General features: G+C 66.8%; 18 protein-coding genes. 16 read left to right on the forward strand and 2 right to left on the reverse strand.

Annotated features, from left to right (window positions below; all coding sequences use genetic code 11):
- Positions 1-43 precede the first annotated feature (43 nt).
- The 4 genes from SOM18_RS05805 to SOM18_RS05820 all read left to right on the forward strand — a co-directional run bounded on the left by SOM18_RS05805 (position 44) and on the right by SOM18_RS05820 (position 2,665).
- Positions 44-769 (forward strand): RluA family pseudouridine synthase, encoded by a 726-nt coding sequence (locus SOM18_RS05805; RefSeq protein ID WP_042466529.1) that lies wholly within the window; start codon positions 44-46, stop codon positions 767-769.
- Positions 762-1,175 carry an alternative ribosome rescue aminoacyl-tRNA hydrolase ArfB gene (gene arfB / locus SOM18_RS05810; protein WP_031394492.1) on the forward strand — a complete coding sequence of 138 codons (414 nt, stop codon included), beginning with the start codon at positions 762-764 and terminating at the stop codon, positions 1,173-1,175. The genes SOM18_RS05805 and arfB overlap by 8 nt, the downstream gene beginning before the upstream one ends.
- Positions 1,176-1,194: 19 nt before the next feature.
- Positions 1,195-1,677 (forward strand): GAF domain-containing protein, encoded by a 483-nt coding sequence (locus SOM18_RS05815; RefSeq protein ID WP_031439458.1) that lies wholly within the window; start codon positions 1,195-1,197, stop codon positions 1,675-1,677.
- A 130-nt stretch (positions 1,678-1,807) separates the two neighbouring features.
- Positions 1,808-2,665, forward strand: coding sequence for an RcnB family protein (locus SOM18_RS05820; protein WP_052149108.1), 858 nt, complete (start codon positions 1,808-1,810; stop codon positions 2,663-2,665).
- Positions 2,666-2,668: 3 nt separating this feature from the next.
- On the opposite strand, the gene SOM18_RS05825 is transcribed toward SOM18_RS05820, so the two are convergent.
- Both SOM18_RS05825 and SOM18_RS05830 read right to left on the reverse strand, forming a co-directional pair.
- On the reverse strand, positions 2,669-3,952 hold the full coding sequence (locus SOM18_RS05825) for a M20/M25/M40 family metallo-hydrolase (RefSeq protein ID WP_031439456.1): 1,284 nt from the start codon (positions 3,950-3,952) through the stop codon (positions 2,669-2,671).
- A 94-nt stretch (positions 3,953-4,046) separates the two neighbouring features.
- A complete protein-coding gene (locus SOM18_RS05830; protein ID WP_031394497.1) occupies positions 4,047-4,502 on the reverse strand; it encodes a universal stress protein in 456 nt (151 codons plus the stop codon).
- 134 nt (positions 4,503-4,636) lie between these two features.
- On the opposite strand from SOM18_RS05830, the gene SOM18_RS05835 reads away from it, so the two are divergent.
- From SOM18_RS05835 to SOM18_RS05890, 12 genes are all read left to right on the forward strand, one after another.
- Positions 4,637-6,004, forward strand: a complete 1,368-nt coding sequence (locus tag SOM18_RS05835; protein WP_031439455.1) for a pyruvate dehydrogenase complex dihydrolipoamide acetyltransferase — start codon at positions 4,637-4,639, stop codon at positions 6,002-6,004.
- A 123-nt stretch (positions 6,005-6,127) separates the two neighbouring features.
- Positions 6,128-6,340 carry a hypothetical protein gene (locus tag SOM18_RS05840; RefSeq protein WP_031439454.1) on the forward strand — a complete coding sequence of 71 codons (213 nt, stop codon included), beginning with the start codon at positions 6,128-6,130 and terminating at the stop codon, positions 6,338-6,340.
- 44 nt (positions 6,341-6,384) lie between these two features.
- The gene (locus SOM18_RS05845) at positions 6,385-6,726 is read left to right on the forward strand and encodes an acyl-CoA thioesterase (RefSeq protein ID WP_042466532.1); all 342 of its coding nucleotides are present in this window, start codon (positions 6,385-6,387) and stop codon (positions 6,724-6,726) included.
- Positions 6,727-6,747: 21 nt separating this feature from the next.
- Positions 6,748-8,142 (forward strand): dihydrolipoyl dehydrogenase, encoded by a 1,395-nt coding sequence (gene lpdA, locus SOM18_RS05850; RefSeq protein WP_031439453.1) that lies wholly within the window; start codon positions 6,748-6,750, stop codon positions 8,140-8,142.
- A 249-nt stretch (positions 8,143-8,391) separates the two neighbouring features.
- Positions 8,392-8,865 (forward strand): DUF2975 domain-containing protein, encoded by a 474-nt coding sequence (locus tag SOM18_RS05855; protein WP_320481447.1) that lies wholly within the window; start codon positions 8,392-8,394, stop codon positions 8,863-8,865.
- Positions 8,865-9,095 (forward strand): helix-turn-helix domain-containing protein, encoded by a 231-nt coding sequence (locus SOM18_RS05860; protein ID WP_031393448.1) that lies wholly within the window; start codon positions 8,865-8,867, stop codon positions 9,093-9,095. Before SOM18_RS05855 ends, SOM18_RS05860 begins: the two co-directional genes overlap by 1 nt.
- A 17-nt stretch (positions 9,096-9,112) precedes the next feature.
- Positions 9,113-10,060 (forward strand): ABC transporter ATP-binding protein, encoded by a 948-nt coding sequence (locus SOM18_RS05865; protein ID WP_042467059.1) that lies wholly within the window; start codon positions 9,113-9,115, stop codon positions 10,058-10,060.
- The gene (locus SOM18_RS05870) at positions 10,057-11,556 is read left to right on the forward strand and encodes an ABC transporter permease (RefSeq protein ID WP_052380921.1); all 1,500 of its coding nucleotides are present in this window, start codon (positions 10,057-10,059) and stop codon (positions 11,554-11,556) included. The genes SOM18_RS05865 and SOM18_RS05870 overlap by 4 nt, the downstream gene beginning before the upstream one ends.
- 60 nt (positions 11,557-11,616) lie before the next feature.
- Positions 11,617-13,662: a M13 family metallopeptidase gene (locus tag SOM18_RS05875; protein ID WP_031440640.1), complete on the forward strand. Its 2,046-nt coding sequence runs from the start codon at positions 11,617-11,619 to the stop codon at positions 13,660-13,662.
- 406 nt (positions 13,663-14,068) lie between these two features.
- A complete protein-coding gene (locus SOM18_RS05880; protein WP_031440641.1) occupies positions 14,069-17,227 on the forward strand; it encodes a TonB-dependent receptor in 3,159 nt (1,052 codons plus the stop codon).
- 55 nt (positions 17,228-17,282) lie between these two features.
- Entirely contained in the window at positions 17,283-18,833 is a 1,551-nt protein-coding gene (locus SOM18_RS05885) for a tryptophan halogenase family protein (RefSeq protein ID WP_192008422.1), read from the forward strand.
- On the forward strand, positions 18,830-20,365 hold the full coding sequence (locus SOM18_RS05890; protein ID WP_031440642.1) for a tryptophan halogenase family protein: 1,536 nt from the start codon (positions 18,830-18,832) through the stop codon (positions 20,363-20,365). The genes SOM18_RS05885 and SOM18_RS05890 overlap by 4 nt, the downstream gene beginning before the upstream one ends.
- Positions 20,366-20,401: the final 36 nt, after the last annotated feature.

Here is a 20,401-nt window from a genome sequence, read left to right on the forward strand (position 1 = left end):
GCGGGCTCTGGCATGCGGGCGCAGATGCTGGCAAGGGCGGCACATGCATGGTGAACGCGTACTTTTCCTCGACGGCGAGGCCCTGATCATCGACAAGCCCGCTGGGCTGCCGGTCGATCCTCCTCGTGACGGCTCGCTGAGCCTCGAGAATCATCTCGAAAGTCTCAAATTCGGATTCCAGCGCTGGCCGATGCCGGTGCACCGTCTCGATCGCGACACGAGCGGCTGCCTGTTGCTGTCGCGCAATCCCAAGGCGCATGCGCGGTTGCAGCAGGCGTTCGAGCAGGGCCTGGTCTCGAAGCGCTATCTCGCGGTGCTCGACGGCGTCCCCGCCGAAGAGACCGGGACGATCGACATGCCGCTCGGCAAGATCAGCAGCGCCGAAGAAGGCTGGCGGATGGTCGAGGACGCCAAGGGCAAGGCGGCGCGGACCGGCTGGCGGGTGCTCGCAACCCGCGACGGACGTTCGCTGGTCGAATTCATCCCCCAGACCGGGCGGACGCATCAGATCCGTGTCCATGCCGCGCTGGGCCTCGGCGCAGCGGTCGTCGGGGATCCGGTCTATGGCCAGAAGGATCGCCTGGGGATGATGCTCCACGCGCAGCGGCTGGTCGTGCCGCGGCCGGGCAAGGCCGATGTCGTCGGTATCGCGCCGCTGCCAGAACGGTTCGCGACCGCGGGCTTCGGCGAGGAACCGGGCGTCGAGGCGACGCCGTCCCCGCAGGACGCGTCCGCGCCGGATCCGCGTCCCGAACCCGATAATGGCTGACGTGATCGACGCCTCCCTGCTTGAGGGGGCGATCGAGGAGAAGTTCCTCGCGGCCTCGGGGCCGGGCGGGCAGAACGTCAACAAGGTGGCGACCGCGTGCCAGTTGCGCGTCGACATATTCGCGCTGGGCCTGCACCCCGAAACCTATCGCCGGCTGAAGCTGGTCGCGGGCAGCCGGATGACCGCGGCGGGGGTGCTTGTCATCACAGCGCGTCGGTTTCGCACGCAGGAGGCCAATCGCGCCGATGCGCGCGACCGCGTGCTCGAACTGATCGCGCAGGCGCAGCACCGCGACGCGCACCGGGTCAAGACCAAGCCGTCCAGGGCCGCCAAGGCACGGCGGGTGGATACGAAGAAGGTCCGCAGTTCGGTCAAGGCCGGGCGCGGGCGGGTTCGCGAAGACTAACTGCAGACAAGAGGCGACGATGTACCAGTTCGATATTTCCGGCGGTTCGAAGGCCGATCTGTACCGCGACCTGCTCGCGGCGCTCGACGCGCTGACCGTGGACGAGCGCGATCCGATCGCGAACATGGCGAATGCGGCCGCGCTGGTCTGGGAATATCTACCCGATCTCAACTGGGCGGGCTTCTATCGTGCGGTCGAGGGCGAGCTGGTCCTGGGGCCGTTCCAGGGCAAGGTCGCCTGTATCCGGATCGCGATGGGCAAGGGCGTGTGCGGCACTGCGGCGGCGGAGCGGACGACGCAGCTGGTCGAGGACGTCCATGCGTTTCCCGGGCATATCGCCTGCGACGCGGCGAGCCGGTCCGAGCTCGTCGTGCCGGTCGTCAGCGACGGCCGGTTGATCGGCGTGCTCGATCTCGACAGCCCCGAGCCGGCACGGTTCGATGCCGAGGATGCGGCCGGGTGCGAGGCGCTGGTCGCGTTGCTGGCGTCACGGATCGGCTGACCCCCGGACCTGACGCCTGCTCCGAATCGGGACCGGGTTGCGGCTGGCCGCGCTGGGGCGGCTTTGGTACGCACTGCGTCAGCATAGGACGCGGCCCTGGAGCGTGTCGTGCGTCAGGGGAGAAGATGTCATGCGCATGAAGGTGATCGTCGGTCTCGCACTGATCATGGCGGTGGCGGGCACGACGGCCGAGGCGCAGCGGCGTCCGGACGGGGCATCGCGGCCCGGTGCGACCTATTCCGTTCCTGCCCGCAGCGCGGTCAGCGTAAACCCGGAGCCCGCCGCGTCCAGCGACGCGCGCCGGGGCAGCAGCGTCGATGGTGGCTGGTCGGCCGGGGCGAACGCGCCGGGCGGCTGGAGCGGTTATCGTCGGCCGTACCGGGGTTGGGCGCTGCCGGCCTATTGGATCGCGCCCCGGTTCGGGATCGTCGACTGGCGCGACTATGGGTTGGCACCGCCGCCGCCGGGCTATCGCTGGACGCGCTATTTCGACGACGCGGTGCTGATCGATGCGCGGGGATCGATCTTCGATACGCGTACCGGGGTCGAATGGGACGGCGCGAATGGAGGCGATGCCGCCCCGCGCTATGACGTGCAAAGCTTCGACGGGCGGGCGGACGACCGGGTCTATGCCCGCCGCCAGCCGCGGCCGGTAACGCGGCGGACCTATGTGACGACCCGCGTCGAAGCGGCGCCGGACTTTGCGGGGGCCGCCTATCGCGACCAGCCATTGCCGCCCGTGCAGCAGCGTGGCGGGACATGGGTGTCGCCCGACGGGATGACCACCGTGACGACCACCGGCGGCGGCTATCCCGGCGGCACAGCCTATGCCGGCGACGGGACGACGACGGTCACCGTCCAGTCGGTGCCGGTCACGACGACCACGACGACGACCGAATATATCACCGAACCCGTGACCTACCGGCGGACGACCCCGCGTCGTGGACCGGGCCGGACGCGGGGCGGCACCCTGGGGTCGGCGCGCTAGCGCTCAGCGGCGGCGTTCGCGGCCCGCGAAGCTGACGACGCTCTCGCTGCCATCCGCGCCGAGTGCGGACACGCCGACGAAATGGTCGTCGACGGGGGTCTGGGCGAGCAGCGTCTCGGTGCCGGTGACGTCGCGCACGTCCTTCCAGTCCTGCGTGTCGTTGCGCCGCCAGCGGACGCGGTAGCCTGCCGCACCCGGAACCGCGGCCCATTTGACCTGGGTGTCGCGCGACAGGGCACCGGCGATCGATACGTCACCCGGTGCCGCGGGCGCGGCGGCGAGGCGGGCGAGCGTGGCGATGTTGATCGCGGTCACCTTGGCCAGATAGGGGAAGTCCATCCCGGCGATCGTGTCGCCATAGTCGACGCCGTTTTCGGTGCGCAGGTCCTGGTGCTGGCGATCCCAATTCTCCGCCGCGACCGAGAAGCGCACCGCGGGATAGCCGAGCTTCAGAAAGGGTTCGTGATCGCCGCCGCGGCCGAACCGGTCGGGGCGACGGTCGAGCATCACGTCGAGCCCGCCGGGAATCGTGCCCGCGACGCCGTCGATCGTCTTGGCGAGCGCGCGGCTGGGGCCATCGTCCTCGCCACCCTCGGCGCGACGACCGATCTGCGCGGCAAGGTCTTCGGATGCGCGAATGCCTTCGGAAAAGACGCGGACGCTCGACGCCATGCGGACGCCGCCCTGGCCGATCGTGTTGCCGACAATGTCGTTGTTGAGCATCGCGGTGACGGTCCAGCCGCGCGCCTTGGCGGTGTCGGCGAGCAGCTCGGCGCCCCACAGCCCCTGTTCCTCACCCGAAAAGACCGCATAGACGATGGTCGCGTCGAACTGCCGCTTTGACAGCGCGCGGGCGGCTTCGAGCACCAGCGCGACGCCCGACGCATTGTCGTTCGCGCCGGGCGCGTCGCTCGTCACGTTCATGACGTCGGTCACACGGCTGTCGATATGCGCGCCGACGATCACGACGCGATTCGGGTCGCGCCCCTTCTGGATGCCCAGCACGTCCTCGACATAGACGCCGGTCGGTGCGCGCGGACCCGACACGGTGCGGCCGATCCGCTCGACCGTGACGCAGCCGCCACAGGCGCGGCCGATCTCGGCGAAGCGCGCCGCAGCCCAGCTGCGTGCGGCGCCGATGCCGCGCTTCGGATCGGTGGTGGTCGATGCGGTGTGGCGCGTGCCGAACCCGACCATCGCGGTCACATCGGCCTTGAGGCGGGTGGCGGAGGGCGCGGGAAGCGCGGCGGCGGCTGCGGCGAGCAGCGGGAGGGCGAGGATCGGCATCGGCGTCACCGTGGCGGCTTCGGCCGGGGAGCTCAAGCGGGGAGTGTTGGATTCGCTTGGTTTAGCCCTTTGCCGCCGTCATCTCCCGCCGCCGTCAGCTGAGCCGGTCGATCGCCTCGCTGGTCAGCGACCCCGGGATGATCATGACCGGCACGGGCAGCGCACCCGCATCGGTGCCGGAAAAATGCGCGATCAGCGCACCCGGCGCACCGCTCGCCGCGGCGCCGAGCACCAGCGCGGCAATATTGGGGTTGGCAGCGATCATCTCGCGGATGATCTTGGGGCCTTCGCCCTCGCGCACGGTGATCGACGGGCGCAGATCCGATTCCTCAATCAGCGTGCCCGCCGCAGCCGCGACGAGGCCCTCGGCGTGGAGCCGCGCCTCCTCCTCGATCGTCGCCTGGACACCGCCGAACGCGATGAATTCCTGCGGCGGAATCAGCGTGAGGATCTCGACGCCGCCGCCGGTCTTCACCGCGCGTCGCGCCGCGAAGCGCAACGCGATACCGGCCTCGGGCGACTCGTCGATGACCACCAGATAGACACGCATCATATTCCCCTGTTTATCGGGCTTAGGTGCCGTGCAGATGCGGTTCGCGCAAGGGGAAGGCGGCTTCGCGGGGTTGACCCGGACGGGCGGGGGCGCGAGTAGGCATGCCGTTACGTAACGCCCTGGGGACCTCCATGTCGATCGAGATCAAAATGCCTGCCCTGTCGCCGACCATGGAGGAGGGCACCCTCGCCAAATGGCTGGTGAAGGAAGGCGATACGGTGAAGTCCGGCGACATCATGGCCGAGATCGAGACCGACAAAGCGACGATGGAATTCGAAGCGGTCGACGAAGGCGTGATCGCCAAGATCCTGGTGGCCGAGGCGACCGACAATGTGAAGGTCGGCACCGTCATCGCGATCCTGGCCGAGGAAGGCGAGGATGCGTCCTCGGTGTCCGCGCCGACCAAGAGCGAGACGCCCGTCCCCGCGGCCAAGGAATCGGAGGCCAAGCCCGATCCCAAGGATCCCAACGACACCGGCAGCGAGGCCAAGCCCGTCGCCCGGACCGAGACGTCGGCCGAGGATCATGGTCGTCCCGCCGATGCGGGCGCCGCATCCGAGTCCAAGCCCGATTCGAAGCCCGCCAGCGGTGATCGTGTGAAGGCGAGCCCGCTCGCCCGCCGCCTCGCCGCCGACAAGGGGATCGACCTTGGTTCGGTGTCGGGTTCGGGGCCGAAGGGTCGCATCGTCAAGGCTGATGTCGACAGCGCGAAGCCCGGGGCCGCACCTGCCGCCGCGACCGAAGCCGCCGCACCGGCCGCCTCCGCTGCCGCGCCAGCACCCGCAGCCAAGCCCGCGGTCGTGCCGGATATCCCGCACGAGTCGACCAAGCTCAGCAACGTGCGCAAGACGATCGCGCGCCGCCTGACCGAATCGAAGCAGACCGTTCCGCACATCTACCTGACCGTGGACGTGCGTCTCGACGCGCTGCTCAAGCTGCGCGGCGAGCTGAACAAGAGCCTCGAAGCGCGCGGCGTGAAGCTGTCGGTCAACGATCTGCTGATCAAGGCGCAGGCCGTCGCGCTGATGCAGGTCCCGACCTGCAACGTGATGTTCACGCCCGACCAGCTGATCAGCTTCCAGCGCGCCGACATCTCGGTTGCGGTCAGCACGCCGTCGGGTCTGATCACGCCGATCATCGTCGGTGCGGACACCGCCTCGCTGTCGTCGATCTCGACGCAGATGAAGGACCTCGCCGCCCGCGCACGCGACGGCAAGCTGAAGCCCGAGGAATATCAGGGCGGCACCGCCTCGATCAGCAACATGGGCATGTTCGGCATCACGCAGTTCGACGCGGTCATCAACCCGCCCCAGGCGATGATCCTCGCGATCGGTGCAGGCGAGAAGCGTCCGTACGTGATCGGCGACGAGCTCACCGTGGCGACCGTGATGTCGGCGACCGGTAGCTTCGACCACCGCGCGATCGACGGCGCGGACGGTGCGCAGTTCATGAAGGCGTTCAAGCATCTGGTCGAGAACCCGCTGGGCATGCTGGCGTAATTCGAAAGACATGGACTCCGCCTCCCCCACGCCGTTCGTGCTGAGCGAAGTCGAAGCACCCCCTGCGCGTGCCCTTCGACTTCGCTCAGGGCGAACGGATGTGGTGGGCGGTGCTGTTTCGTCATGACCAGGACGCTCATCGAGATCCTGCATATCCTCGTCGGGCTCGGCGTCGCGGTCGCGATCACCTGGGCGGCGGCCTGGTCCTATCCGCTCGGGCAGGACGTGATCTGGTGGTGCGGGGCGGCGGCGATGGTCGTGACCGTGATCATGGGAATCGGGCCGCTGCGGCAGGCCCGCATCCTCGACCGACAGAGCAGCAGGAGCCACGCGTGACCGACCTGCCCCCCGACAAGGCGCCGACGATCCGCGTCACCGCGATGCCTGCGGATGCCAACCCTTACGGCGACATCTTCGGCGGATGGCTGATGGGGCAGATGGATCTGGCCGCCGGTTCGGTCGCCTCGCGCCGCAGCGGCGGGCGTGCGGTGACCATTGCGGCGGACGCCATGAAATTCCACATGCCCGTCGTCGTCGGCGACGAGGTGTCGGTCTATGCCGAGCTGATCGCGGTCGGCCGCACGTCGATGACGATCGAGGTCGAGGCATGGCGCCGCGCGCGGCACAGCAACGATAGCTGCAAGGTGACACAGGCGCGCTTCATCTTCGTCGCGGTCGGCGACGACCGCAAACCGCGGCCCGTGCCGCCCGCTTCCAACTGATTCACTTGAAGGACTCTCCACGTGGCTGACACCTATGATCTGGTCATCCTTGGTTCGGGCCCCGGCGGCTATGTCGCGGCAATCCGCGCGAGCCAGCTCGGCCTCAAGGTCGCGATCGTCGAGCGCGAGCGCCTGGGCGGCATCTGCCTCAACTGGGGCTGCATCCCGACCAAGGCGCTGCTGCGCACGTCGGAAATCTATCACTATATGCAGAATGCCGAGAGCTATGGCCTGAAGGCGGACAATGTCGGCTTCGACCTCGCCAAGGTCGTCGACCGCAGCCGCAAGGTCGCGGGCCAGCTGAATGCGGGCGTGAAGGGCCTGATGAAGAAGAACAAGGTGACCGTCGTCGAAGGCGTCGGCACCGTGACCGCAAAGGGTAAGCTGAGCGTCAAGCAGGGCGACAAGACCGTCGAGCTCGCAGCCAAGAACATCATCGTCGCCACCGGCGCCCGTGCGCGCGACCTGCCGTTCGCGAAGGCCGACGGGAAGACGATCTGGACCTATCGCCACGCGATGGTGCCAACCGAGATGCCAACCAAGCTGCTGGTCATCGGATCGGGCGCGATTGGTGTCGAGTTCGCCAGCTTCTACAACGACATGGGCGCCGACGTGACGATCGTCGAGATGCTCCCGCGGATCCTGCCGGTCGAGGACGAGGAGGTCTCCGCGTTCATGAACAAGGCGCTGACCAAGCAGGGGATAAAGCTCCTGACCGGCACCGGCCTCGAAGGCCTCGCGCCATCGGGCGGCGGCGTCACCGCGAAGATCAAACACAAGGACGGCAAGGTCGTCGAGGAGACGTTCAGCCACGCGATCGTCGCGATCGGCATCGTCCCCAACACCGAGAATATCGGGCTGGAAGCGCTCGGCGTCGAGACCGACCGCGGGCACATCAAGACCGACGGCTATGGCCGCACCAATGTCGACGGCATCTGGGCGATCGGCGACGTCACCGGCGCGCCGTGGCTCGCGCACAAGGCTAGCCATGAGGGCATTATCGCGGTCGAGAAGATCGCCGGCGGTTCGCCGCACCAGATGGACAAGGCCAACATCCCCGGCTGCACCTATTCGCGCCCGCAGGTCGCGAGCGTCGGCATGACCGAGGCGAAGGCCAAGGAAGCCGGCTATGAGTTAAAGGTCGGCAAATTCCCGTTCATCGGCAACGGCAAGGCGATCGCGCTCGGCGAGGCCGAGGGTTTCGTGAAAACGGTGTTCGACGCGAAGACCGGCGAGCTGCTCGGCGCGCACATGGTCGGCGCGGAAGTCACCGAGCTGATCCAGGGCTATGTCGTCGCACGCCAGCTCGAGACGACCGAGGCCGAGCTGATGGAAACCGTGTTCGCGCACCCGACGCTCAGCGAGATGATGCACGAGAGCGTGCTCGGCGCCTACGGCCGCTCGATCCACTACTGAGCCCGACCGCGTGACGTCACCCGCGCTTCGGCGCGGCCGGTGGCGGCACCGTTTACGATGCGGCGCGCGATCAGACCGATCGTGCGCCGTTTTGCCGTCGCCACGAGGGGATAAGCGTCCCGACCAAAATGGACCAATGAATCGACTTGCCGTTTATCGATAGGCCCCATATCGTTTTGCAATATGCAGGCGGGGGCGGCGATGAGGAGGGATCGGGTTCTTTGGGGGGCGACGGGGCTGCTTCGGCTGATGCTCGTCCTTAATATCGTCTGCGCCGCGGTGTTCGCGCTGGCGTTGCTGCTGTCCTGGCCGATGCAGGGCATGCTGAGCGCGCGGCTGACGCATAAATACGGCGGGATGCTCGATCTGGACCAAGCGGTGCTGGCGATCCGCATGATGCTGTTCGTCGGCATTGCCGGCGGCGTCGCGCTGCATCCGATCTTCTCGAATCTGCTCCGCATCGTCGCGACGGTCGAGGCGGGGGATCCGTTCGTCGACGACAATGCCACGCGGCTCGCGCGGATTGGCTGGGCGCTGCTGGCGCTGCAATGCCTCGATCTCGCCTTTGGCGGCGTGGTCCGCTGGATCTCGCTGCTCAAGCTCGACGTGACCTCATGGACGCCGTCGCTGGGCGGGTGGATCGCGGTCGTGATGATCTTCGTGCTTGCGCGCGTCTTCCGGATCGGCGCGCGGATGCGCGACGACCTGGCGATGACGGTCTGATGCCGGTCGCGGTCAGCCTGGACGCCATGCTGCATGCGCGGCGGATGACGCTGACCGAGTTGTCGGAGGCGGTCGGCATCACGCTCGCCAATCTGTCGATCCTGAAGACGGGGAAGGCCAAGGCGATCCGCTTCACGACGCTGGAGGCGATCTGCCGCGTGCTCGACTGCCAGCCGGGCGACCTGCTGCGGGTCGTCGACGAGGATGAACGGGGCGAAGACGGAATTTAAACGGGGGGGATGGTCCGATGGACGCACTGGTTCTGGACGGGGTGACGAAACGGTTCGGCGAGCGGACCGCGGTTGACGCGCTGAGTTTTGCGGTACGGCCGGGGGAGATCTTCGGCTTTCTCGGCGGGAATGGCGCGGGCAAGACGACGTCGCTGCGGATGGTGCTCGACATCGTGCGGCCGACGGCGGGACGGATCTCGGTACTCGGCTGTCCGCCCGGGCGCGAGAATGCCGCCGATCTGGGCTTCATGCCCGAGGAGCGCGGGCTGTACCGCGGGATGACCGCGATCGACACCGTCACCTATTTCGGGCGGCTGAAGGGCATGTCGGCGGCCGCGGCGCGCGCGAAGGGCCATGCGCTGCTCGACCGGTTCGGCCTTGCGGCATCCGCCAAGATGCAGATCGACAAGCTGTCCAAGGGTATGGCGCAGAAGGTCCAGCTCGCTGCGACGCTGGTCAACGGCCCGAAACTGCTGCTGCTCGACGAACCCTTTTCCGGCCTCGACCCGGTGAACCAGGGGCTGCTGGAACATGAGATCCTGGAGGCCGCGAGGGGCGGGGCGACCGTGGTGTTCTCGACGCATGTGATGCAGCATGCCGAGCGGCTGTGCGACCGGCTGTTGCTGCTGTCGCAAGGGCGCAAGGTGTTCGAGGGTACGCAGGCAGAGGCCCGCGGGAGGTTGCCGGCCCGCCTGACGATCGTCGCGCGCGATACGCCGATGCGGTGTCCCGGCGTCGAGCGCGCGGAGCCCGGCGCGGCCGACGCACAGGGCTGGCGCGACTATGACGTGACGCTGGCCGAGGGGATCGATCCTGCCGACGTGCTGCAATGCCTGACCGAGCAAGGCGTGACGCTGCGGCGGTTCGACCAGCACCGCGTCAGCCTGCACGACGTCTTTCTCCATCTTGTCGGCACCCCTCCAGCCGGGCCTGCCGACCCGGCTATGGCGGAGCATGCAGCATGACCCACAATATCCTTCTCGTCGCGATGCGCGAGTTCCGACAGATCACGGGCATGCGCAGCTTCTGGCTGACGCTGCTGATCCTGCCGCTGGCGCTGGCGGTCGGGCCGATCGCGAGCCGTCTGACCCAGTCCGAAAAGACCCAGCGCGTCATGCTGATCGATGCCGATGGCCGTGCCGCGGCGGCGATCCGCGCACGGCTCGATACCGATCACCAGCGGCGGGTCCTGACCGCACTGTCGCGCTACGCACAGCGCTACGGGCTCGACCGCGCCGATCCGGGCGCGCTGTGGGCGCAGCATGACCGGTTGTTCGGTGATGCCGACGTCGCGACGTTCGTGAAGGCCGGCGGCCTGCCTGCCGCGCTGGCGGCGATGCGGCCGGCGACGACCTCGGAAACGCCGAAGTTCGACGCGCCCGAGGCCGATTTCGTGGTCCTGCCAACGCCGCCTGCAATTGCGCGCGCGGCGCCCGGCGCGCTCGATGCGCAGCTGAAGCCGCTGCTCCAGCCGGGCGAATTCGGCAACAAGACGGCCAAGCCGCTCGACTATGCAGTCTATATCCCGCGCGGCTTCGGCGTGCAGACCGCCGATGTGCGGCTCTGGTCGAGCGAGCAGCCTGGCGCGAATTTCGTCCAGCCGTTGCAGACCGTGCTCACGCAGGACCTGCGTACCGCCTATCTCGAGTCGACCGGGTTCGCGCGCGATCAGGCGCGCACCGCGACCAGTCTGGTCCCGGCGATCGCGGTCTCGACCCCGGCGCCTGGGGGCGGGCGCGAACGGATGCTGGTGCGATCGGTGGTGCCGTTGCTCAGCGCCTATATCCTGCTGATGTCGCTGCTGTTGTCGGGCAACTGGATCCTGCAGGGGCTGGTCGAGGAGCGGTCGAACAAGCTGATCGAGACGGTGCTCGCCTGCATCAGCCCCGACGAGCTGCTCTATGGCAAGCTCGCGGGGACGGTCGCGGTCGGGCTGACGATGGTCCTGGTCTGGGGGCTTTGCGCGACCGGTGCCGCGGTGGCGACGCAAGGGGCGGTGGGCGCGTTCCTGCACGTCGCACTCGCGCCGCTCGCCTCGCCCTGGATCATCCTGGTGATGCTGTATTTCTTCCTCGCAGGCTATCTGATGGTGTCGATGATCCTGCTGGCGATCGGCGCGATGAGCGATTCGATGCGTGATGCGCAGAGCTATCTGACGCCCGTGCTGCTGGTCATCGCGATGCCGTTCACGGTCGTCGCGCAAGGCGTCCTGTCGAACAGCGGCGCGACCGCGATCAAAATACTGACCTGGATCCCGATCTACACGCCGTTCACGATGCTGGCGCGGCTCGGCAGCGGGGTTTCGACCATGGAGATCGTCGGCAGCGGCGCGCTGCTGGCGGTGTTCATCGGCATCGAGTTCGTCTTGCTCGCGCGCGTATTTCGCGCCAGCCTGCTCAATGCGGGGCAGAAGCCCAACCTCGCCGCACTGGCCCGGTTGATGCAGCGTACGCCCGCCTGACGCATGCGTACCGTTCATATCATTTCGGGGATCCAACCCCGGTTTTCTGGAGGAGCTATGATGCCGTTCAATCGTATTTCGCGTCTGTCGCTGGGGGTGGCGCTGCTTGCCCTGTCCGCACCTGGTCTGGCCCAGACCGGCACACCGGCCGGCGCACGCTATGGCAGCTTCGGGATCGACCTGACCGCTGCCGACAAGGCCGTGAAGCCTGGTGACGATTTCTGGACGCACGCCAATGGCGCCTGGGACAAGCGCACCACCATTGCGCCGGATCGCACGTCCGCGGGCGGCAGCGTGATCCTGGCGGATCAGGCCGAGCAGCAGGTCCGCGCGATCCTCGACGATGCCGCGCGCGACCCCGCCGCGGTCGGCGCCGGGGCCAAGCAGTTCGGCGATCTCTATGCGAGCTTCATGGACGAGGCCGCGATCGAGCGCGCCGGCGCCGCACCGCTCAAGCCCTATTTCGCGAAGATCGACGCCGCGACCGACAAGCAGAAGCTCCAGACCTTGTTCTCGACGGTCGGCTATGCGTCGCCGGTCGAGGTCGGTCAGCTGCCCGATCCCGCCGATCCGAAGCGCTACGCGGTGGCCGCAGGGCAGGGGTCGCTCGGCATGGGCGGCCGGGATTATTATCTCGAGCAGGGCGCCAAGTACGACACCTTCCGCACGGCGTATCGCGCCTATGTCGAGAAGATGCTGACGCTGTCCGGCGTGGCGGATGCGTCGGCCAGGGCGGACCGGATCGTCGCGCTCGAAACCGCGATGGCCAAGGTCCAGTGGTCGCCGGTCCAGTCGCGCGACCTGCAGGCGATGCTGAAGCCGATGGATGCGGCGGGCCGCAAGGCGCTGGCGCCCGATTTCGACTGGCCGCTGTTGCTGTCGACCGCGGGCTATGCGCAATTCCCGGTTGTCTACATGACCAACTCGACCGCGCTGACCGAGCTTGGCAAGATCTTTGCCGCGACGCCCGTGTCGACGTGGCAGGACTGGATGAAGTTTCGCCTCGCCTCCGCAAGCGCCGGTGCGCTGCCCAAGGCGTTCGATCAGGCGACGTTCGATTTCTACGGCAAGACGCTGGCCGATCAGCCGGAGCAACGCGCGCGGTGGAAGCGCGGCATCGCGCTGGTCAACGGCACGATGGGTGAAGCCGTCGGCGAAGTCTATGTGAAGCGGCATTACCCGCCCGAGAGCGAAGCGAAGATGGGCGAGTTGATCGCCAATCTGCGCGCGGCGTACAAGGAGCGGATCACCGCGAACAGCTGGATGGATGGCGCGACCAAGACCCAGGCGCTGGCCAAGCTCGCCGCGTTCGATCCGCGGATCGGCCATCCGGTCAAATATATCGACTATTCATCGCTCAACGTCGTCCGGGGCGATCCGGTCGGCAATGCGATGCGTGCGGGCGAATTCCAGCATCAGCTCGACCTCTCGCGGCTCGGCAAGCCCGTCGATCGTACGCTGTGGGGCATGACGCCGCAGACGGTGAACGCCTATTACGATCCGCTCAACAACCAGATCACCTTCCCCGCGGCGATCCTGCAGCCACCCTATTTTGATCCCAAGGCGGACGCGGCGGTCAATTACGGCGCGATCGGCGCGATCATCGGGCATGAGATGGGGCATGGTTTCGACGACCAGGGCAGCCAGTTCAGCGCGACGGGCAAGTTCGAGAACTGGTGGACGCCGGCCGCCCGCACCGCCTTCACGCAGCGCACCGCCGCGCTGTCGAAGCAGTTTGACGCCTATGAACCGATCCCGGGTGTCCGCGTGAAGGGTGCGTTGACGCTGGGCGAGAATATCGGCGATCTGGGTGGGGTCGAGACGGCCTATGCCGCCTATCAGAAATACCAGGCGGAGCATGGCAAGGCGCCCGTGATCGGTGGGCTGACCGGCGACCAGCGATTCTTCCTTGCTTATGCGCAAGCGTGGCAGGCAAAGCTGCGTGAGGGCGCAGCGCGCGCGCGGCTGCTCACCGATCCGCACTCGCCGCCCTTCTACCGCGTCAACGGGATCGTCCGTAATGTCGATGCCTGGTATACGGCGTTCGGGGTCAAACCCGGTGACGCGCTGTATCTGGCGCCCGGCGACCGCGTCCATATCTGGTAACATTTCGCGGGGCGTGTGGCCGTCCACACGCCCCGATTGTCTTGTGCGCACCACGCGCGACCCGGCCGTGATATCGCTATCCGAGATAGCGCCCGGCTGCGACCCGAATGCCGTTGCGCCCGACGAGGCCAGTGGATACGGGACCAAGCTAGCCTGACGGGCCGGCGGGTACTCAGCAACAAAGGTAAGCACTCGTGTCGCAAAACTCGGCTCGCAGCTGCCTGTTTGCTTAGGTTTAACAAAATCAATTTATGATTTGATTGCTTTCGTTTAAGTCTCACATCCTCGCTTTGTCTCTATTGTCTTCTAAATCAGATCAGCCTAACGGCGGTAGCGGTAGCATTCGTTTACAGATGCGCCGTTGCTGATGTGGTGCGTCTGATGCGCTGCGGCATGGGGAGGGGTTATGAAGGCGTTCGTTCTGAATTCGGGGCCACGTGGGCGTGTGGCGATCGCGATGCGGGTCGGTGTGTCGCTTGCGGCGTTGCTGGCAGCAGGCGCGGGCAGCGCTGCATGGGCGCAGGCGGAAACGCAGACCGTGTCGCCCGACACGACCCAGGCCGCGACGCCGGGACAGGAGGTCGGGCAACCCGCGGCCGATGCGACCTTGGACGGTGATATCGTCATCACCGGCCGTCGCGCCGCGCTCGAGGCGGCGGACGAGCGCAAGCGTCGCAGCGAGACGATCGTCGACTCGGTCGTCGCCGATGATGCTGGCAAGCTGCCCGACAACTCGATCACCGAAGTCCTGCAGCGCGTCTCGGGCGTCTCGATCGTCCGTTTTGCCGCACTGGGCGATCCCGACCATTATTCGGTCCAGGGGTCGGGCGTGCAGGTCCGTGGCCTGACGGGCGTCGCGTCGCGCCTGAACGGCCGCGAGATCTTCAGCGCGAACAACGGCCGCGCAATCCTGTGGAGCGATGTCACGCCCGAACTGATGGCGGCGGTCGACGTCTACAAGGCATCGACGGCTGACCTGATCGAAGGCGGCACCGGCGGCCAGATCGATCTGCGCACCAAGATGCCGTTCGACTTCAACGGCAAGTTCCACATTGCTGGCACCGGCGAACTCGCGCTCGGCGACATGGCGAACAAGGCGGATCCGTCGGGATCGGTCCTGATCACCGATTCGTTCGATACGCCGATCGGCCGGATCGGCCTGCTCGGCGACGTCGCGTTCAGCCAGTTCAGCTCGCTGTCGCAGTTCATCCGCGTCAGCCCGTATTTCAAGACCAAGCTCAGCGATGGCAACGAGCGGTACGTCCCCAGCGGCTTCGCCTATGGCGACGAGGCGTTTCAGTACAAGCGCTACGGCATCTATGGCGCGGCGCAGTGGCAGCCGGCCGAATCGCTGACCTTCACCGGCAGCTTCTTCCAGTCGCGCTACAAGAGCCAGTCGAGCGATTACGGCACGCAGCTGGATTCGCAGACTCTGGCGGTCGATCCGGCGAGCAGCTCGTTCGACAGCAACGGCCTGCTCACCAAGACGAGCGCGCTGTTCAACCGCGACACGGCGACGTTTGCCCCGACGGGTGGGGCGGTCAACAGCAGCGGCAACAAAGGGTTCGTCGAGAGCAACACGCGGACGCGCGATTATTCGCTGTCGTTCGTCTGGGCACCCACAGACAGCCATGTGTCGCTGAAGGGATCGCTGCAGCGCGTCGATTCGCGGCAGGTCTATGATCGTCTCGACATCTTCCGCGACGTCGGCTTCGGCCAGAGCTTCGGCATGGACCTGACGGGTGACCTGCCGCAGATCACCGTCAGTCCTGCGACGCAGGCGTCGTTCGCCGATCCGGCCAATTATTTCTGGACGGCGTCGATGCCGCACAACGAACGGAACAAGGGGCGGCTCGATTCAGGGCAGCTCGATGCCGAATATACGTTCGACAACAGCTTCTTCCGGTCGGTCAAGGTCGGCGGGCGCTATGCCAAGCGGACCGAGCGCGATCTGTCGAACGGCTATAACTGGACCGCGCTGGGTCGCGGCTGGAATGGCGATCCGCAGCTGACCTATGCCAATGCAGCGTCGGGCGACGTCGCCAGCCATGCATTCAAGGACTTCTTCCGTGGCAACACGACGCTGCCGGGCAACCTGATGTTCGCATCGGAGGATCTGGCGTCGCGCTTCAATGAAAACCGTACCGGGCTGGTGACTGCACCGCCCGCCGGCTTCTGCGGCCCTGCGACCGTTGACGACGACAACAACCCCGCGACACCGAACGTGGCCAGCCCTCTCTATAGCAATTGCTCGTCCAAGGGGCAGCTCCCGGTCACCGGCTATGGCGGCCAGTTCAACCCCGACGGCACGCTGGCGATCCGGCCTGTCGGGTTCGTCCTGCCGGGCGATCAGGTGAATAACCGTACCGAGAATATCGCGGGCTATGCACTGCTCCGCTTCGGGCCCGAGGAAGGCGCACGCGGCATTTCCGGTAACGTCGGCGTGCGTGTCGTGCATATCGAGAATGAAGGCAGCGGGTTCATCCAGCAGAATGGCGGGACCGTCTTCATCCGCGACGGCGCGCAGGTGACGCTGGCGAACACGTTCCTCGCCCGCGGCGGCAAGGCGGACTTCACGCGCGTGCTGCCGTCGATCAATCTCGAATATTCGCCGACCGACCGGATCAAGGTCCGCGGCGGGTACAACATCACGATGGATCTGCCGAGCTTCAACGCGCTGCGTGCGTCGGGTTCGATCGGCGTGGCGACGACCCCCAGCCAGACACCCGGCGGGATCGGCACGTTCAACAACTTCACCGCGGACACGGGCAATCCGTTGCTGAAGCCGACGCTGTCGAATAATGTCGACCTCTCGCTCGAATATTACGGCCGGGCGGGCACGTCCTTCCATCTGGCCCCGTTCTACAAGCGGCTGACCAACCTGCCGATCTATGCGCTGACCAGCCGGCAGGTCACGATCCAGTTCACTGACGGGACGACCGAGAATGTGGCTGCGTCGGCGACCGACTATGTCAATTCGACCAAGGCGGCGACCGTCAAGGGCGTCGAGGCCGGTGGCCGGTTCTTCCTCGACATGCTGCCCGGTGCGCTTGCCGGGATCGGGTTCGAGGGCAACTACACCTTCATCAAGAGCAGCAATCCGGGCGATGTCTATCGCGACATCACCGGCGCCGCTCGCAACGACGCGCCGCTGGTCGGGTTGTCGAAGCATAATCTGAACGCGACGCTGCTGTACGAGCGCAACCCGATCTCGTTGCGCGTCGCCTATTCCTGGCGCTCGCGCTATCTGTTGTCGACGAACAGCAACGGCACGAACGGCACATATACGTATTACAGCGCGCCGGGCGTCGTGACCAACCAGGATGGCGGCCAAGATGCGTCGACGCAGATCGCGTTGCCGATCTATGGCGGCAATTATGGCTCGGTCGATGCGGGTGTGCGGTTCAAGGTGAACGACCAGTTCTCGTTCGGCGTGCAGGGGACCAACCTGACCGCCGCGACGCAGCGGACGCTGATGGGTGGTTATCCCGGCGGCAAGCTGGTCGGGCGCAGCTGGTTCCAGGCCGATCGCCGCATCAGCACTGGCATAAACCTCGCCTTCTGATGATGATGCGTCCCCTGTCGACGCGCGGTCGGCAGGGGACGGAGCGGAGCGCGTGATGCGGAAGAGGATCCTGATCGTTGGCGGCGGTACCGCCGGCTGGCTGACCGCGGGTTATCTGGCGAAACGGCTCGGCGCCGATCTGGCGGGCGGGGTCTCGATCACGCTGGTCGAATCCAAGGACATCGGCATCCTCGGCGTGGGGGAAGGGACCTTCCCGACGATCCGGCGGACGTTGGCGACGATCGGCATCGACGAGGCCGAGCTGATCCGGCGATGCGGCGCGACGTTCAAGCAGGGGGCGAAGTTCGTCCATTGGCGCCACGCGCCCGGACAGGGCCGCACCGATCATTACTCACACCCGTTCCAGGTCGCCGATGCGAGCGACGGGCTCGACCTGCTGCCCTATTGGCTGCTGGGGCATGGCGGCGCGGAGAATTGGGACGAGGTTTCCAATCCGCAGAAAAAGGCCGCCGACGCAATGCGCGCGCCCAAGCTCGCGACCAACCCCGATTATGTCGGGCCGCTCAACTACGCGTATCATTTCGATGCGGTGGCGCTCGCCGGGCTGTTGCGCGAGCATGCGGTCAGGAACGGTGTCTGGCATCTGACCGACACCGTGTCCGAGGTGCTGCTTGCGGAAGATGGTGCGATCAGCGGGGTGCGCACCGAGCGGAACGGGATGCTCGACGCCGATCTCTATATTGATTGCACGGGCTTTCGTGCCGAACTGATCGGCAAGGCGATGAAGGTGCCGTTCCGGTCCTGCCGCGACGTGCTGTTCTGCAACCGCGCGATCGCCGCGCAGCTGCCTTATGCAAAACCCGGCGATCCGATCGCATCCTATACGATTTCCACCGCGCAGGAGTCGGGCTGGATCTGGGACATCGGGCTCGATCGCAGGCGTGGCATCGGGCATGTCTATTCGTCCGACCATAGCGACGACGAGACTGCCGAGCGCGTGTTGCGCGGCTATCTCGGCGCGGGCGGCGACGAGGCCGAGGTGCGCCATTTCAAGTTCGATGCGGGGTACCGCGAGGTCAACTGGGTCAAGAATTGCGTTGCGGTCGGGCTGTCGAGCGGGTTTTTCGAGCCGCTCGAGGCGACGGGGATCGCCTTTGCCGAGGTCTCGGCGGGGATGATCGCGAACCTCTTTCCCTGGGGCAGCGACTACGAGACGTCGGCGCGCCAGTTCAACGCCAACATGCTACGCCGCTACGAGCGCGCGCTCGATTTCATCAAGCTGCATTACTGCATCTCGGAACGGCGCGACACGGCGTTCTGGCGCGACAATGTGGCCGACGCCTCGGTCCCCGACAGCCTGCTCGAGCTGCTCGACCGGTGGCGGTTCCGGCCACCCAACGAGCTCGACATCGACGGGCAGGTCGACATCTTCACCGACGCCAGCTGGCAATATGTCCTGTACGGCATGGGCTGGAAAACCGACCTGAGCGCAAAGGCCGGCGCGCTGCGCTATGCCGAGGATGCGCGGCGTGCGTTTGCCGAGGTCCGGCGTCAGGCCGACTATGCGGTCCGCAACCTGCCGTCGAACCGCGATCTGCTCACCTATGCGCAGCACCATCATTTCGGTGCGCGAGCGGCGGCGTGACGGATCCCGGCCCGGCCCGCATCACCCGGATCGTCATCGTCGGCGGGGGGACGGCGGGGTGGATGACCGCCGCCGCGATGACGCGGCTGGTCGAGAGCGGCGTCGCGGTGACGCTGGTTGAATCTGAGGAGATCGGCACGGTCGGGGTGGGCGAGGCGACGATCCCTTCGCTGCTCGACTATAACCGGATGCTCGGCATCGACGAGGACGACTTCGTCCGCGCGACGGGGGCGACGTTCAAGCTGGGCATCGAGTTTAGCGACTGGGGGCGGCTGGGCGACGCGTATTTCCACCCGTTCGGCACGCATGGCCGCGACGTCGAGGGGGTGGCCTTCCATCAGCTCTGGCTGCGTCAGGCCGGCCTCGCGCAACCCGGTATTCCGGGGCCTATCGGCGACTATTGCCTGTCCACGGTCGCGGCGCGCAATGGGCGTTTCACGCGACCATCGGCCAATCCGCAATCGGTCCTGTCGACGCTGTCCTATGCCTTCCACTTCGATGCCGCGCTCTATGCCAGATATCTGCGCGACCTTGCCGAGGCGGCGGGTGTGGTGCGGATCGAGGGGCGCGTGGCGGCGGTCGATCGGCAGGCCGGGACTGGCTTCATCGAAGCGGTCCGGCTCGCGGACGGGCGTGCGATCAACGGAGACCTGTTCATCGATTGCAGTGGGTTTCGATCGCTGCTGCTCGGCGACGCGATGGACGTCGGGTTCACGAGCTGGCAGCACTGGTTGCCGTGCGATCGCGCCTGGGCGGTGCCGAGTGCACCCCGCGATGCGCCGGCCCCGCATACGCGCGCGACCGCGGAAGCGGCCGGCTGGCGCTGGCGGATCCCGCTCCAGCACCGCGTCGGCAACGGCCATGTTTATGCGAGCGACCATGTCGACGACGAGACCGCGCTGCGGGTGCTGCTGGACGGACTGGACGGCCCGCCGCTCGCCGATCCGCGCCAGTTGCGGTTCGTCGCGGGGCGGCGCGACCGGCTGTGGGACCGGAATTGCGTCGCGATCGGGCTGGCCGGCGGCTTTCTCGAGCCGCTCGAATCGACGAGCATCCATCTGATCCAGTCGGGTATCGCGCGGCTGATGAGCCTGTTCCCCGATACCGGGTTCAGCGCGGTCGAGATCGCCGAATATAACCGGCAGATGCTCCGGGAGTATGATCAGGTCCGCGACTTCATCATCCTTCACTACCATGCGACGACGCGGACGGATTCGGCGTTCTGGCGTCATTGCCAGAGCACGACGCTGCCGCCGTCGCTGCAGGCCAAGCTCGATCTCTGGGCGGGACGGGCGCGGATCTTCCGCGAACAGGGCGAATTGTTCACGCCCGACAGCTGGATCGCGGTCCTGCTCGGGCAGGGTATCCGGCCGGCGTCGGTCGATCCGCTGACCGCAGGGCTGCCGGTGGCGGAGAGCGCCCTGTTCCTCGACCATGTGCGGGAGATGGTCGCTAAGACCGCCGAGGCGATGCCGCGCCACGCCGACTTCATCGCCCGGCATTGTGCGGCACCGCTGCGGACCGCGGCCTGATCCGAGCTACACGTCGCCGCGATCGCTAAAAAGCTT

This window comes from Sphingomonas sp. CFBP9019 (assembly GCF_034045155.1).
In the GTDB taxonomy this organism is placed as follows: domain Bacteria; phylum Pseudomonadota; class Alphaproteobacteria; order Sphingomonadales; family Sphingomonadaceae; genus Sphingomonas; species Sphingomonas aerolata.